Genomic DNA, 13748 nt, shown 5'->3' with positions numbered 1-13748 from the left:
CCCCCCCCCCCCCCCCCCCCCCCCCCCCCCCCCCCCCCCCCCCCCCCCCCCCCCCCCCCCCCGCTCCTACAGGGGTTGTGGGGTTTAGAAGAGTTTCAGTGGCTCTTCATTGAGCGCAGCCAATTGTTCACGCAGCGCCAGCACTTGATCGCCCCAATAGCGCTCGGTGCCGAACCACGGAAAGCTGCGAGGGAAGGCCGGGTCGTCCCAGCGACGGGCGAGCCAGGCGCTGTAGTGCATCAGGCGCAAGGCGCGTAGCGGTTCGATCAGCGCCAGTTCCCGCGGGTCGAAGTCGTGGAATTCGTTGTAGCCGTCCATCAATTCCGACAACTGCCCCAGACATTCCTGACGATCACCCGCCAACATCATCCAGATATCCTGCACCGCCGGGCCCATGCGGCAGTCGTCGAGGTCGACGATGTGGAACATCTCGTCGCGGCACATCATGTTGCCGGGGTGGCAATCGCCGTGCATGCGGATGTTCTGGTGCGGCGTGGCCATGTAGACCTCTTCGACCCGCTTGAGCAGGTCGCGGGCCACGGACTCGTAGGCCGGCAGCAAGCTTTTGGGTACGAAATTGCCTTCGAGCAATGTCGTCAGCGAGTCCTGACCGAAGTTCTTTACTCCCAGCGCTTCACGGTGTTCGAACGGTTTGGTAGAGCCGACCGCGTGCAACCGACCCAGCAGTTGCCCCAGGCGATACAGCTGATCGAGATTGCCCGGCTCCGGCGCACGGCCGCCGCGACGGGGAAACAGGGTGAAACGGAAACCGTTGTGTTCGTGCAGGCTGGCACCGTTGTGAATCATCGGTGCGACCACCGGTACGTCGCATTCGGCGAGTTCGAAGGTGAATTGGTGCTCTTCGAGAATCGCTTCGTTGGTCCAGCGCTGCGGGCGGTAGAACTTGGCGATCAGCGGTTCGGAGTCTTCGATGCCGACCTGATAGACACGGTTCTCGTAGCTGTTGAGCGCCAGAATGCGGGCGTCGCTGAGAAAGCCGATGCTTTCGACGGCATCGAGCACGAGGTCTGGGGTGAGCGTTGCAAACGGGTGGGCCATGCTGACTCCTGCGCGCAGCAGGCTGCCGCGTCGGGCCAAACATGGTAGCGCAGACGGGGCTTCTTTAGGGGGATCGTTCCCACGCTCTGCGTGGGAATGCCTCGCCGGACGCTCCGCGTCCGATTTTGGGACGCAGAGCGTCCCTTGTTGCATTCCCACGCAGAGCGTGGGAATGATCATGAGGGGGGCGTTTATCAGGCGCCGACGACTCCGCCATCTTCCCGTGAAATCGCCATCACCGAAGACCGCGGCTTGCCGTTGGGCAGATGCTCAGGGAACGTCGATCCACCGTTTTCCCCAGGATGCTGAATCCCGACAAACAAGGTTTTCTGATCTGGCGAGAAGCTGATCCCCGTCACCTCGCAGCCCACCGGGCCGACCATGAAACGACGGATCTCGCCCGTCACGGGGTCGGCACAGAGCATCTGGTTATTGCCCATGCCCGCGAAGTCGCCTGCGTTGCTCGAATCGCCATCCGTAAGAATCCACAAGCGCCCGGCCTCGTCGAAGCCCAGACCGTCCGGGCTGTTGAACATGTTCTGCGGTGTGATGTTCGATGAGCCGCCCTTCGGCGTGCCGGCGTGGACGCCCGGGTTGCCGGCGACCACAAACAGGTCCCAGGCAAAGCTTTTCGAGCCGTGATCGTCACGGTCAGTGCGCCAGCGCAAGATCTGCCCGTAGACGTTCTTCTCGCGCGGGTTCGGCCCGCCCACCGGTTGCCCGTCCTCGCCACGCTTGGCGTTGTTGGTCAGCGTGCAATAGACCTGGCCATCCTTGGGGCTGACAACGATCCATTCCGGGCGGTCCATGCGCGTAGCTTTTACCACGCTGGCCGCGAGGCGGGCGTGAATCAACACTTCGGCCTGATCGGCAAAACCGCTGCTGGCGTCGATGCCGTTTTTGCCGTGAGTCAGTTCGATCCACTCGCCCTGGCCTTTCGGGTGATCGGCATTGCCGTCGCCCGCATCGAAGCGCGCCACGTACAACGTGCCGTGGTCCAGCAGGTCGCGGTTGGCCTTGGGGTTTTTATGGTTGATCTTGTCGCGGCTGACAAATTTGTAGATGAACTCGCCGCGCTCATCGTCGCCCATGTACACCACGGCGCGACCGTCACTGGTTTCGGCCAGTGCGGCGTTTTCATGTTTGAAGCGGCCCAGCGCGGTGCGTTTGACCGGCGTGGACTGCGGATCGAACGGGTCGATTTCCACCACCCAGCCATGACGATTGAGTTCGTTGGGGTTTTTCGCCAGGTCGAAGCGCGGATCGTGTTGGTGCCAGTTGATTTCTTTACTGGCCGCCACCGCGCCGTAGCGTTTCTGCGCGGCATCGAAATTCTGCTCGGCATTGCTACTGCCGAAGCAGTCGGTGAAGTTCTCTTCGCAGGTCAGATAAGTGCCCCACGGCGTCTTGCCGTTGGCGCAGTTCTGGAAGGTGCCGAGGACGTTCTTGCCGTGTTTGTCGGCGCTGGTTTTCATCAGCTCGTGACCGGCCGCCGGACCGCTCAGGCTGATCGGCGCGTTGCCGTGAATGCGGCGGTTGTAGCGCGAGCCCTGGACGAACTGCCACTGGCCATTCTGGCGCTGCACTTCAATCACCGACACACCTTCGCAGGCCAGGGCCTTGCGCACATCTTCCGCCGATTGCGGCATACCACCGTGGGGGTAGAGGTAGCGGTAGTTGGTGTATTCGTTGTTGATCGCCATCAGCGCCCGGTCTTTTTCACCGGGGAATTCGAACAGGCTCATGCCGTCGTTGTTGTCGCCGAACTGGACTTCCTGCGCCTGGGCCGTGCCGTTGCCGCTCGGGTCGAACGCCGGGCCATTTTTTTGCAGTGGCTGGCCCCAGCTGATCAACACCGAAGATTTGTAGCCCGGCGGCAGGGTGATGGTATCGGTCGTGGCGGCGGCGATGCTGTCGAAACCCAACAGTTTGCTGGAACCGGCGCTGACGCTGGCGGCCAGCACGCTGCGACTCAGCAGGTTGCCACCGAGAAACATCGCCGCACCGCAGAGGGCGCCCGCGCTGATGAAGCCACGACGGCTGAGGCCGACCATTTTTTCGAGGTCGGTGGGTTGGTTGTCTTCTAATAAGCTCACATCAGGCTCCCTGCGGGTTTTTGCAGCCACCTTAATGGTGGTCGATGAAGCTTTTGTTGCAGTCTCTTAAAATCAGAATCAAAAGATCGCAGCCTTCGGCAGCTCCTACAGAGGTTGCGATGCACTTGGGCTAGAGCGGTGTACCCAGCAGGATGTTGGACGGTGCGAATTGCACCAGCACCGGTTTTCCGGCGGTGAGTTCGAGGCTTTTCAGGTGCAGCGGCTCGGCCAGGGCGCAAAGTGTCTGGCCATTGGGCAGGCCGATGCGCACTTCGCTGGGGCCGTCGTCGGCGTCGAGGATTTCTTCGATCATGCCCTTCAGGCAATTGTTGCCGGGCGTTGCGGTTTGGTCGATGCCCAGCAGTTCCAGCCAACCGGCCTTGATCAGCGCCACTACTTCGGTGCCGGTTTGCAGTTCCAGGCGCAGAGTGCTGTCGTGGGTGACCTGCGCATCGATACGCAAGCCTTCGGCCAGTTCAAGACGGATGCGGTCGTTGCGTCCTTGCGCATCGATCGCCACGACCTTGCCGTGCAGTTGATTGCGCGCACTGGTTCTGAGCATCAGTCGACCGAGCAGGTCCAGGTCGCTGGCATCCTCGGCGGCTTCCAGCACCTGAGCCTGCAAGGCTTGCAGCTTTTGATACAGGCGCAACACGCGTTCGCCTTCGCTGGACAGTTTGGCGCCGCCACCGCCCTTGCCACCGACGCTACGCTCCACCAGCGGTTTCTGCGCGAGGTTGTTCAGCTCGTCGATGGCGTCCCACGCCGCCTTGTAACTCAGGCCGGCGCTTTTCGCTGCGCGGGTGATCGAGCCTTGTTCGGCGATGTGTTGCAGCAACGCGATGCGCTGCGGGCGACGGGCAATGTGCTGGGACAACAACGTAGGCAAGGACATGGCGAGACGCTTTGGGCAGTGACGATGGGCAGGACGTTGGCGGCTTGGAGCGCGGGAGTCAAGTCAGGTCCCGATCGTTGTGGGAGCGAACTTGTTCGCGATGAGGCCATTACAGTCAACATTGATGTGTCTGATGCGCCGCCATCGCGAGCAAGCTCGCTCCCACAGTTTTTTGTGTTGTTAAGTCAAACCGCGTCGCCAGGTTTTGGGGTACGGGCCAGGCAGTAGACATCGACTCGCGCGGCGCCCGCATCCATCAACAAGCGAGCCAGGGCCTGGGCGGTGGCGCCGGTAGTCAGCACATCGTCGACCAATGCGAAGTGGCGACCCTTGATCGAGGCCGCGGGCGCCAAGGCAAAGGCGTTCCGCAGATTCTTTTTTCGGGCATCGGCATTCAGCTCTTGTTGTGCGCTGGTGTCCTGAATCCTCAGCAACAGCGTTTCATCGCAAGGAATGTCGAGGCTGACGCTGAGCCAGCGGGCGAGCATCGCCGCCTGGTTGAAACCCCGCTGGCGCAGACGTTTGGCGGCCAGCGGTACCGGTATCAGCGCGTCGGGCCGATCCAGGTCTTCATCGAAGCGATGCTGCAGGAACTGAGCGAGAAGTTCGGCGAGCAGGCGGCCTAACGGCCACTTTGCGCTGTGCTTGAAGCGGGTGATCAAACTGTCGACCGGAAAGCTGTAAGTCCAGGGCGCTGCGACTCGTTCGAAGGCCGGCGGTTGTTTCAAGCATTGGCCGCAGGTCAGGCCTGTGGCAGGCAAGGGCAGGGCGCAGGTTTGGCAGTGCTCGCCCAGCCAGGGCAGGTCGGTTTCGCAGGCCATACAGATTGGCCGGATATCTTCTGTCGCTTCGCTGCAGAGTAAGCAGTGTTGGTTATTGTTTAACCAGATGTAAACCGGTCCTACGTATCGTGGTTGACAGCGCATCGCTCTTCCTTAAATATGCCGAACATCCGTGTCGCGTCTGTGGGTATTCCATTCCCCAGCCGCTTGCCAAGCATAAACAAGGAAACGCCCATGAGCGCCAGCACCACTGCAACCCTGCGTCATGACTGGTCTTTGGCCGAAGTCAAAGCACTCTTCGTTCAGCCATTCAACGACCTGTTGTTCCAGGCCCAGACGGTGCACCGCGCGCATTTCGACGCTAACCGTGTCCAGGTTTCGACGCTGCTGTCGATCAAGACCGGTGCTTGCCCGGAAGATTGCAAATATTGTCCGCAGTCTGGTCACTACAACACCGGCCTGGAAAAAGAAAAACTGATGGAAGTGCAGAAGGTCCTCGAAGAGGCTGCTCGTGCCAAGGCCATCGGTTCGACCCGTTTCTGCATGGGCGCGGCGTGGAAACACCCGTCGGCCAAAGACATGCCGTACGTGCTGGAAATGGTCAAAGGCGTGAAAGCCATGGGCCTGGAAACCTGCATGACCCTTGGTCGTCTCGATCAGGACCAGACCGTCGCCCTGGCCGAAGCCGGCCTGGACTACTACAACCACAACCTCGACACCTCGCCGGAGTTCTACGGCAGCATCATCACCACCCGTACGTACAGCGAGCGCCTGCAAACCCTGGCTTACGTGCGTGATTCGGGGATGAAGATCTGCTCCGGCGGCATTCTCGGCATGGGCGAGTCCCTCGACGACCGCGCCAACCTGCTGATCCAGTTGGCTAACCTGCCTGAGCATCCAGAGTCGGTGCCGATCAACATGCTGGTGAAAGTCGCCGGTACGCCGCTGGAAAATGCTGACGACGTCGACCCGTTCGACTTCATCCGCATGCTCGCGGTCGCTCGCATCCTGATGCCAAAATCCCATGTGCGTCTGTCCGCCGGCCGTGAAGCGATGAACGAGCAGATGCAAGCCCTGGCGTTCTTTGCCGGCGCCAACTCGATTTTCTACGGCGAAAAACTGCTGACCACCGCCAACCCGCAGGCGGACAAGGACATGCAACTGTTCTCGCGTCTGGGCATCCTGCCGGAAGCCCGCGAAGAGCACGCCGACGAAGTGCATCAGGCCGCCATCGAACAAGCGCTGGTGGAGCAGAAGAGCAGCGAGATGTTCTATAACGCGGCTGTCTGAGTCTTCTACCGTTTCGCCTATTGGAATGCGGTAAAAATGTGGGAGCTGGCTTGTCGGGTCGCCGCATCGCTGCGATAGCGGTCTGTCAGCCACATTGATGTTGAATGTGCTGCCGTCATCGCAGGCAAGCCAGCTCCCACATTAGATCGCATCCAGTTTCACGTTTTTTGATCTGCCGAGGCCTGCATGTCTTTCGATCTCGCCGCACGCCTTGCTGCCCGTCGTGCCGAAAACCTTTATCGCCAGCGTCCATTGCTCGAAAGCCCCCAAGGCCCGGAAGTGGTGGTCGATGGTCAGCCGTTGCTGGCGTTCTGTAACAACGATTACCTGGGCTTGGCCAATCACCCGCAGGTGATCGAAGCCTGGCGCGACGGCGCGTCGCGTTGGGGCGTGGGCGGTGGTGCTTCGCATCTGGTGATCGGCCACAGCGGCCCGCATCACGCACTGGAAGAAGCCCTCGCCGAGTTCACCGGCCGCCCGCGAGCTCTGCTGTTCACCACCGGTTACATGGCCAATCTCGGCGCGGTCACCGCGTTGGTCGGGCAGGGCGATACGGTGCTCGAAGACCGGCTCAATCACGCGTCGTTGCTGGATGCAGGGTTGTTGTCCGGTGCGCGTTTCAATCGCTATCTGCATAACGACGCGGCCAGTCTGGCCAGGCGCCTTGAGAAGGCCACCGGCAATACGCTGGTGGTCACCGACGGTGTGTTCAGCATGGACGGTGACGTCGCCGACCTGCCGGCGCTGGCGCGGGAAGCCAAGGCTAAAGGCGCGTGGCTGATGGTCGATGACGCGCACGGTTTTGGTCCGCTGGGCGCGAATGGCGGCGGGGTCGTCGAGCATTTCGGTCTGAGTCAGGAAGATGTGCCGGTGTTGGTCGGCACCCTTGGCAAGGCTTTCGGTACGGCCGGTGCATTTGTGGCTGGCAGTGAAGAGCTGATCGAAAGCCTGATCCAGTTCGCTCGCCCTTACATCTACACCACCAGCCAACCGCCGGCGCTGGCCTGCGCGACGCTGAAAAGCCTGGAGCTGTTGCGCAGCGAACACTGGCGACGTGAGCATCTGCAGACGCTGATTCGCCAGTTCCGCCAAGGCGCCGAACAGATTGGGCTGGAGTTGATGGACAGCTTCACGCCGATCCAGCCGATCATGATTGGTGATGCCGGGCGCGCGGTGCGGTTGTCGCAGATGCTGCGCGAACGCGGGTTGATGGTGACTGCGATTCGTCCGCCGACCGTGCCCGCGGGCAGCGCACGTTTGCGCGTAACCCTGACCGCCGCTCACAGCGAGGCGCAGGTGCAGCTATTGTTAAATGGACTGGCCGATTGTTTTCAACAACTGGGACCGGAGCCAAGCCATGCGTGATCGTCTGATTCTGCTGCCGGGTTGGGGTCTCGGGATTTCGCCGCTGGAACCCTTGGCGGCGGCCTTGCAGGGTTTGGACGAACACCTGCGTGTCGAGATCGAGCCGTTGCCGGAACTGGAATCGAGCGACCTTGAAGAATGGCTCGATGAGTTGGACTCGACATTGCCACAGGATGCCTGGCTCGGTGGCTGGTCATTGGGTGGCATGCTGGCGTCCGAATTGGCGGCGCGACGCGGTGACCGCTGCTGCGGCTTGGTGACCCTGGCGAGCAACCCTTCCTTTGTCGCCCATGAACGATGGTCGAGCGCGATGCCCGGCGAAACCTTCGATGCGTTTCTGGCCGGCTGCAAGGCTGACTCGCGCATGACGTTGAAACGTTTTTCGCTGCTGTGCGCCCAAGGTGCCGAAGACCCGCGCGGGATCTCGCGACTGTTGCTCGCTGGCGCACCGCATACGTCTTCGCCGGTGCTGATGAGCGGCCTGGAGTTGCTCGCACAATTGGATACCCGGCAAGCGTTGCAAGCGTTTCGCGGCCCGCAACTGCACTTGTTCGCCGGCCTCGACGGACTGGTACCGGCCGAAGCGGCGGGGGATTTGCTGGCGCTGCTGCCGGATGTCGAAATCGGCCTGATTGAACAGGCCAGCCACGCGTTTCTTCTGGAAGACCCTCACGGTGTGGCGGGGGCGATTCAGGCCTTTTTGCATGAGTTAGGTGATGACTGATTTATCCCTTCACAACCTGCCCGGCGGCTTGCCCGACAAACGCCAGGTGGCGGCGTCATTTTCCCGTGCGGCGGCGAGCTACGACAGCGTGGCCGAATTGCAGCGTGACGTGGGCAGCGAGTTGTTACGTCGGCTACCTGAAGATTTTGTCCCTGCTCGTTGGCTGGATATGGGCTGCGGCACCGGGTATTTCAGCCGAGCCTTGGCGCAGAGGTTTCCTGCGAGCGCCGGAGTGGCGCTGGACATCGCAGAAGGCATGCTCAATCACGCCCGGCCCTTGGGCGGCGCGACTCATTTCATCGCGGGCGATGCTGAGCGCTTGCCGTTGCAGGACTCGACCTGCGACCTGGTCTTCTCCAGCCTGGCGGTGCAATGGTGCGCGAATTTCGCCTCGGTGCTCGATGAAGCGTATCGGGTACTGAAACCGGGCGGTGTTTTTGCGTTTGCTAGTCTGTGTGTAGGCACGCTGTACGAATTGCGCGACAGCTGGCGTCAGGTGGATGGCATGGTGCACGTCAACCGCTTCCGCGAGTTCGGTGTTTACCAACAGCTTTGCGCGGGCAGCGGCTTGAAGGTCATCAGCCTCGAAACGCAGCCGCATGTGTTGCATTACCCCGATGTCCGCAGCCTGACCCATGAGCTCAAGGCACTTGGGGCGCATAACCTGAACCCCGGTCGGCCAGGCGGTTTGACCGGCAGGGCGCGGATTCTCGGCCTGATCGAGGCTTACGAGCAGTATCGTCAGGCACAGGGACTGCCGGCGACTTATCAAGTGGTTTACGCCGTGTTGGAGAAACCCTTATGAGTGCAGCCTATTTCATCACCGGTACTGACACCGATGTCGGCAAGACCACCGTCGCCGCAGGCTTGCTGCATGCCGCGCGATTGGCGGGTTTGAGCACGGCAGCGGGCAAACCGGTGGCCTCCGGTTGCGAGCTGACGCCCAAGGGGTTGCGCAACGCCGATGCGCTGGCACTGTTTGCCGAGTGCTCGATACCGTTGACCTACGATCAGGTCAATCCGGTCGCGTTCGAACCGGCGATTGCACCGCATCTGGCAGCGCGGGAAGCTGGCGTGGCGTTGACCGTGCAATCACTGTTGACACCGATGCGGCAGATTCTCGATATGCAGGCGGACTTCACGTTGATCGAAGGTGCTGGCGGCTGGCGAGTGCCGTTGGCGGATCAGGACAATCTGTCGGACCTGGCGATGGCGCTGGGTCTGCCGGTGATCCTGGTGGTCGGCGTACGGCTGGGTTGCATCAATCATGCACTGCTGACAGCCGAGGCGATCGCACGCGATGGTTTGCAGTTGGCAGGTTGGGTGGCCAACATCATCGACCCGAAGACGTCGCGCCTTGAAGAGAACCTCGCGACATTGGCCGAGCGCATCCCCGCGCCATGCCTGGGGCGAGTGCCAAAACTCAAGTCGGTGACCGCCGACGCGGTGGCCGCGCATTTGCAGCTGGACCTGCTGGACTGAATTTGTTGCTTGGGTTTTACCTATGACAAGGCACTGTGCCATTAGTGTTTTTGTCGGGCCTTTTGTCGGCGTGTCTGGTTCAATGGCCGCTGTTGATCCTTTGTCGGACGAGTTCCCCCCATGGAAATCTCAGGAAACACCGCTTTTTATGCCGGTCTGAGCACTATTCAGACCGGGCAGAACCGCGTCGATCAGGCTTCGGGTCAGATCGCCAACAACACCATCGAACGTTCGGTCACCAGTCAATCCTCCGAGGTTCAGGTTGATCGACTGCGTTCGGTAGACCGCAGCCAGCAATCGGACTTGGCCAGCAATATGGTCGAGATGTCCCAAGGCAAGTTACAGGTGGAACTGGGCGTCAAAGTCGCCAAGGCATCCGATGAAATGCTGGGTACGCTGATCGATACATTTGCCTGAACCCTCGCTGAATCCGCTACTCCAACGCCGCGCCTGTTCGCGGCGTTTTTCTGCGTAAGTCCTTCTGCCTCAACTAATCTCTCCTACATGGCGTGTTGCTCAGTCAACGGCGGTGGGCAGCGGCGTGTCCGAGGTTTTCATGACGCGATGACGAACGGCAAAAGATCGGCGCTTGACAAGAATTGGGCGTAAACGTATGTTTCAAACAACTGTTTGACCGCCACAACAAATCAACGCGGTCGTTCATTCCCGGTTACATCAGCAGAGGTTTATCGCTATGCCTGACTACAAGGCCCCCTTGCGTGATATTCGCTTCGTTCGTGACGAACTGCTCGGCTACGAAGCGCACTATCAGAGCCTTCCGGCTTGTGCAGACGCAACTCCAGACATGGTTGACGCCATTCTCGAAGAAGGCGCCAAGTTTTGTGAGCAGGTGCTGGCTCCGCTGAACCGCGTGGGTGACACCGAAGGCTGCACCTGGAGCGAGTCCGGCGTTAAAACCCCGACCGGTTTCAAAGAAGCCTACAAGCAATTCGTCGAAGGTGGCTGGCCAAGCCTGGCTCACGACGTAGAGCACGGCGGCCAAGGCCTGCCAGAGTCTCTAGGTCTGGCTGTCAGCGAAATGGTTGGCGAAGCCAACTGGTCGTGGGGCATGTACCCGGGCCTGTCCCATGGCGCGATGAACACCATTTCCGAGCACGGCACGCCTGAGCAACAAGAGGCTTACCTGACCAAACTGGTCTCCGGCGAATGGACCGGCACCATGTGCCTGACCGAACCGCACTGCGGCACCGACCTGGGCATGCTGCGCACCAAGGCTGAACCTCAGGCTGACGGTTCCTACAAAGTCTCCGGCACCAAGATCTTCATCTCGGCCGGTGAACACGACATGGCCGACAACATCGTCCACATCGTTCTGGCACGTCTGCCGGATGCACCGGCCGGTACCAAAGGCATTTCCCTGTTCATCGTTCCGAAGTTCCTGCCGAACGCAGACGGCTCGATTGGCGCACGCAACGCTGTGACCTGCGGTTCCCTGGAACACAAGATGGGCATCCACGGTAACGCCACTTGCGTGATGAACTTCGACGCGGCCACCGGTTACCTGATCGGCCCGGCGAACAAAGGCCTGAACTGCATGTTCACCTTCATGAACACCGCACGTCTGGGTACCGCGCTGCAAGGTCTGGCTCACGCCGAAATCGGTTTCCAGGGCGGCCTGAAATACGCTCGCGATCGTCTGCAAATGCGCTCCTTGACTGGCCCGAAAGCACCGGACAAAGCCGCTGACCCGATCATCGTTCACCCTGACGTACGTCGCATGCTGTTGACCATGAAGGCGTTCGCCGAAGGCAACCGTGCGATGGTTTACTTCACCGCCAAGCAAGTCGACATCGTCAAGTACGGCGTCGATGAAGAAGAGAAGAAGAAAGCCGACGCACTGCTGGCCTTCATGACTCCGATCGCCAAAGCCTTCATGACTGAAGTCGGTTTCGAATCCGCTAACCACGGCGTACAAATCTACGGCGGCCACGGCTTCATCGCCGAGTGGGGCATGGAGCAGAACGTTCGCGACAGCCGCATTTCGATGCTGTACGAAGGCACCACCGGTATCCAGGCACTCGACCTGCTGGGCCGTAAAGTGTTGATGACTCAAGGCGAAGCGCTCAAAGGCTTCACCAAGATCGTCCACAAGTTCTGCCAGACCAACGAAGGCAACGACGCGGTCAAAGAGTTCGTCGAGCCATTGGCTGCGCTGAACAAAGAGTGGGGCGAGCTGACCATGAAGGTCGGTATGGCCGCCATGAAAGACCGCGAAGAAGTTGGCGCCGCGTCGGTGGACTACCTGATGTACTCCGGTTACGCCTGCCTTGCCTACTTCTGGGCTGACATGGCGCGTCTGGCTGCCGAGAAACTGGCTGCCGGCACCACCGAAGAGGCGTTCTACACCGCCAAGCTGCAGACTGCGCGCTTCTACTTCCAGCGTATCCTGCCGCGTACCCGCACTCACGTTGTAACCATGCTGTCGGGCGCCAACAACCTGATGGACATGAAAGAAGAAGACTTCGCACTGGGTTACTAAGCCCTACGCAGTCTCTTCACAAAGCCGCTGCTTCCTCGGGAGCAGCGGTTTTTTTGTGCCTGACGCAAACGGGCTGCGCCTGTAAAAATTCCTGACTAAAATGCTAAGAAGAACGCCGTTGCTGCCGTTAAAGAGGATGGCGATGTGACATACGTCACATTGCATGTGCTTAGCTGCTCAAGTTGCAGGCACAATGCCATCTTTGTTTGCCGGGTCGGAGCTTTACCCTTGTTGCGTTCTTCCGCTGTACGTTTCAGCCATTTTTTGCCATCGCTAGTGTTATTGCTTGCGGGGCTTGCGGCTGCCTACGTCAAGGATCTCAACGTCTTCTTCACTTCGCTGTTTAACGTGCTGCCTACATTGGTGCTGTTGCTCGGCGGGGCGTATTGCGCGGTTTACCGACGTCAGCGTGAACTGTTTCTGATGGTCACGGTGTACATCGCCTACTTCCTGCTCGACACCCAGACCGACTACTACCGCGACAACGGTAAAGTCCGTGACGATGCCGCCGTGGTCTTCCATCTGTGCTGTCTGTTGCTGCCATTACTCTTCGGCTTGTTCGCCGCCTGGCAGGAGCGCACCCATCTGTTTCAGGACATGGTGGCGCGTTTCGCCGTGTTGCTGGCGTTCGGCAGCGTGGCGCTGGGGCTGGAACAGAGTTACCCACAGGCGCTGTTGATGTGGCTCTCGGAGATCCGCTGGCCAGCCCTGCATGGCGCCTGGATGAGCCTGATCCAGTTGTCCTACCCGGTATTCATCGCCTCGTTCCTGTTACTGGCCTGGCAATACTGGCGCAACCCAAGACCCTTGCATGCTGCGCAATTGGTCGGTCTGTTGGGATTGTTCTGGATGTTGCCGAAGACCTTCATCCTGCCGTTTACCCTGAACATCATGTGCAGCCAGGTGATGTTGATGATTGCCGCAGCGGTCGCCCATGAGGCCTATCAGATGGCGTTCCGCGATGAGCTCACCGGCCTGCCGGGTCGCCGCGCCCTGAACGAACGCATGCAACGGCTGGGGCGCAATTACGTGCTGGCCATGGGCGACGTCGACCACTTCAAGAAATTCAACGACACCCACGGCCACGATGTCGGCGATCAAGTGTTGCGCTTGGTCGCCAGCAAGCTGTCGAAAATCAGCGGGGGCGGTAGGGCATATCGCTACGGCGGTGAAGAATTTGCTCTGGTGTTCGCAGGCAAAACCCTCGAGGAGTGTATGCCGCACCTGGAAGTCATCCGCGAATCCATCGCCACCTACAACATCCAGCTGCGCAATCAGGACAACCGTCCCCAGGATGACCAGCAGGGCCGCCAGCGCCGCGCCGGTTCAGGCGCCTCGAGTGTATCGGTCACCGTCAGCATTGGTGTCGCCGAGCGGTTGGAGCAGCGCACGCCGGAAGAAGTGCTCAAATCCGCTGACCAGGCGCTCTACAGCGCCAAAGGCGCGGGGCGAAACTGTGTGATGGCTTTCGGTCAGAACCGCCGTGGCGCGGTGCGCATGGACGCCGCTGCGGGTTGAGTGATGATGGCGCATTCAGCGTCTGGACTGTGATTGT

General features: G+C 60.4%; 12 protein-coding genes. 8 read left to right on the top strand and 4 right to left on the bottom strand.

The genetic code is table 11. From position 1 onward, the window contains the following. Positions 1-84: 84 nt before the first annotated feature. From AC1RQB_RS18255 to AC1RQB_RS18240, 4 genes are all read right to left on the bottom strand, one after another. Positions 85-1059 carry a serine/threonine protein kinase gene (locus AC1RQB_RS18255; RefSeq protein WP_008076417.1) on the bottom strand — a complete coding sequence of 325 codons (975 nt, stop codon included), beginning with the start codon at positions 1057-1059 and terminating at the stop codon, positions 85-87. A gap of 194 nt (positions 1060-1253) precedes the next feature. Next, entirely contained in the window at positions 1254-3155 is a 1902-nt protein-coding gene (locus AC1RQB_RS18250; protein WP_063342331.1) for a PhoX family protein, read from the bottom strand. A 130-nt stretch (positions 3156-3285) separates the two neighbouring features. Beyond that, on the bottom strand, positions 3286-4050 hold the full coding sequence (locus tag AC1RQB_RS18245) for a TOBE domain-containing protein (protein ID WP_063342332.1): 765 nt from the start codon (positions 4048-4050) through the stop codon (positions 3286-3288). Between the two features lie 185 nt (positions 4051-4235). Then, on the bottom strand, positions 4236-4976 hold the full coding sequence (locus AC1RQB_RS18240) for a ComF family protein (RefSeq protein WP_063342333.1): 741 nt from the start codon (positions 4974-4976) through the stop codon (positions 4236-4238). A 90-nt stretch (positions 4977-5066) separates the two neighbouring features. Here AC1RQB_RS18240 and bioB point away from each other — a divergent pair, with 90 nt between their 5' ends. The 8 genes from bioB (at position 5067) to AC1RQB_RS18200 (ending at position 13711) form a co-directional block, all read left to right on the top strand. Next, the gene (gene bioB / locus AC1RQB_RS18235; RefSeq protein WP_007904183.1) at positions 5067-6122 is read left to right on the top strand and encodes a biotin synthase BioB; all 1056 of its coding nucleotides are present in this window, start codon (positions 5067-5069) and stop codon (positions 6120-6122) included. Positions 6123-6308: 186 nt separating this feature from the next. Continuing rightward, positions 6309-7487 carry an 8-amino-7-oxononanoate synthase gene (bioF, locus tag AC1RQB_RS18230; protein WP_063342334.1) on the top strand — a complete coding sequence of 393 codons (1179 nt, stop codon included), beginning with the start codon at positions 6309-6311 and terminating at the stop codon, positions 7485-7487. Further along, on the top strand, positions 7480-8211 hold the full coding sequence (locus AC1RQB_RS18225; RefSeq protein WP_063342335.1) for an alpha/beta fold hydrolase: 732 nt from the start codon (positions 7480-7482) through the stop codon (positions 8209-8211). Before bioF ends, AC1RQB_RS18225 begins: the two co-directional genes overlap by 8 nt. Next, positions 8204-9016, top strand: coding sequence for a malonyl-ACP O-methyltransferase BioC (bioC, locus tag AC1RQB_RS18220; RefSeq protein ID WP_063342336.1), 813 nt, complete (start codon positions 8204-8206; stop codon positions 9014-9016). The genes AC1RQB_RS18225 and bioC overlap by 8 nt, the downstream gene beginning before the upstream one ends. Then, a complete protein-coding gene (gene bioD / locus AC1RQB_RS18215; RefSeq protein WP_063342337.1) occupies positions 9013-9693 on the top strand; it encodes a dethiobiotin synthase in 681 nt (226 codons plus the stop codon). Before bioC ends, bioD begins: the two co-directional genes overlap by 4 nt. A gap of 120 nt (positions 9694-9813) precedes the next feature. After that, positions 9814-10110 (top strand): hypothetical protein, encoded by a 297-nt coding sequence (locus AC1RQB_RS18210; protein WP_063342338.1) that lies wholly within the window; start codon positions 9814-9816, stop codon positions 10108-10110. 277 nt (positions 10111-10387) lie between these two features. Then, the gene (locus AC1RQB_RS18205) at positions 10388-12193 is read left to right on the top strand and encodes a phenylacyl-CoA dehydrogenase (RefSeq protein ID WP_007904189.1); all 1806 of its coding nucleotides are present in this window, start codon (positions 10388-10390) and stop codon (positions 12191-12193) included. 228 nt (positions 12194-12421) lie between these two features. Further along, the gene (locus tag AC1RQB_RS18200; protein ID WP_063342339.1) at positions 12422-13711 is read left to right on the top strand and encodes a GGDEF domain-containing protein; all 1290 of its coding nucleotides are present in this window, start codon (positions 12422-12424) and stop codon (positions 13709-13711) included. Positions 13712-13748 lie beyond the last annotated feature (37 nt).

The sequence above is a fragment of the Pseudomonas sp. GW822-FHT02E03 genome, from assembly GCF_058802325.1.
This window is presented reverse-complemented; position numbering and strand designations above follow the sequence as displayed.

Bases quoted from the DNA above. Each gene is read 5' to 3' on its own strand.
- AC1RQB_RS18255 (WP_008076417.1), bottom strand. From the start codon at position 1,059: ATGGCCCACCCGTTTGCAACGCTCACCCCAGACCTCGTGCTCGATGCC.
- AC1RQB_RS18245 (WP_063342332.1), bottom strand. From the start codon at position 4,050: ATGTCCTTGCCTACGTTGTTGTCCCAGCACATTGCCCGTCGCCCGCAG.
- AC1RQB_RS18240 (WP_063342333.1), bottom strand. From the start codon at position 4,976: ATGCGCTGTCAACCACGATACGTAGGACCGGTTTACATCTGGTTAAAC.
- bioB (WP_007904183.1), top strand. From the start codon at position 5,067: ATGAGCGCCAGCACCACTGCAACCCTGCGTCATGACTGGTCTTTGGCC.
- bioF (WP_063342334.1), top strand. From the start codon at position 6,309: ATGTCTTTCGATCTCGCCGCACGCCTTGCTGCCCGTCGTGCCGAAAAC.
- AC1RQB_RS18225 (WP_063342335.1), top strand. From the start codon at position 7,480: ATGCGTGATCGTCTGATTCTGCTGCCGGGTTGGGGTCTCGGGATTTCG.
- bioC (WP_063342336.1), top strand. From the start codon at position 8,204: ATGACTGATTTATCCCTTCACAACCTGCCCGGCGGCTTGCCCGACAAA.
- bioD (WP_063342337.1), top strand. From the start codon at position 9,013: ATGAGTGCAGCCTATTTCATCACCGGTACTGACACCGATGTCGGCAAG.
- AC1RQB_RS18210 (WP_063342338.1), top strand. From the start codon at position 9,814: ATGGAAATCTCAGGAAACACCGCTTTTTATGCCGGTCTGAGCACTATT.
- AC1RQB_RS18205 (WP_007904189.1), top strand. From the start codon at position 10,388: ATGCCTGACTACAAGGCCCCCTTGCGTGATATTCGCTTCGTTCGTGAC.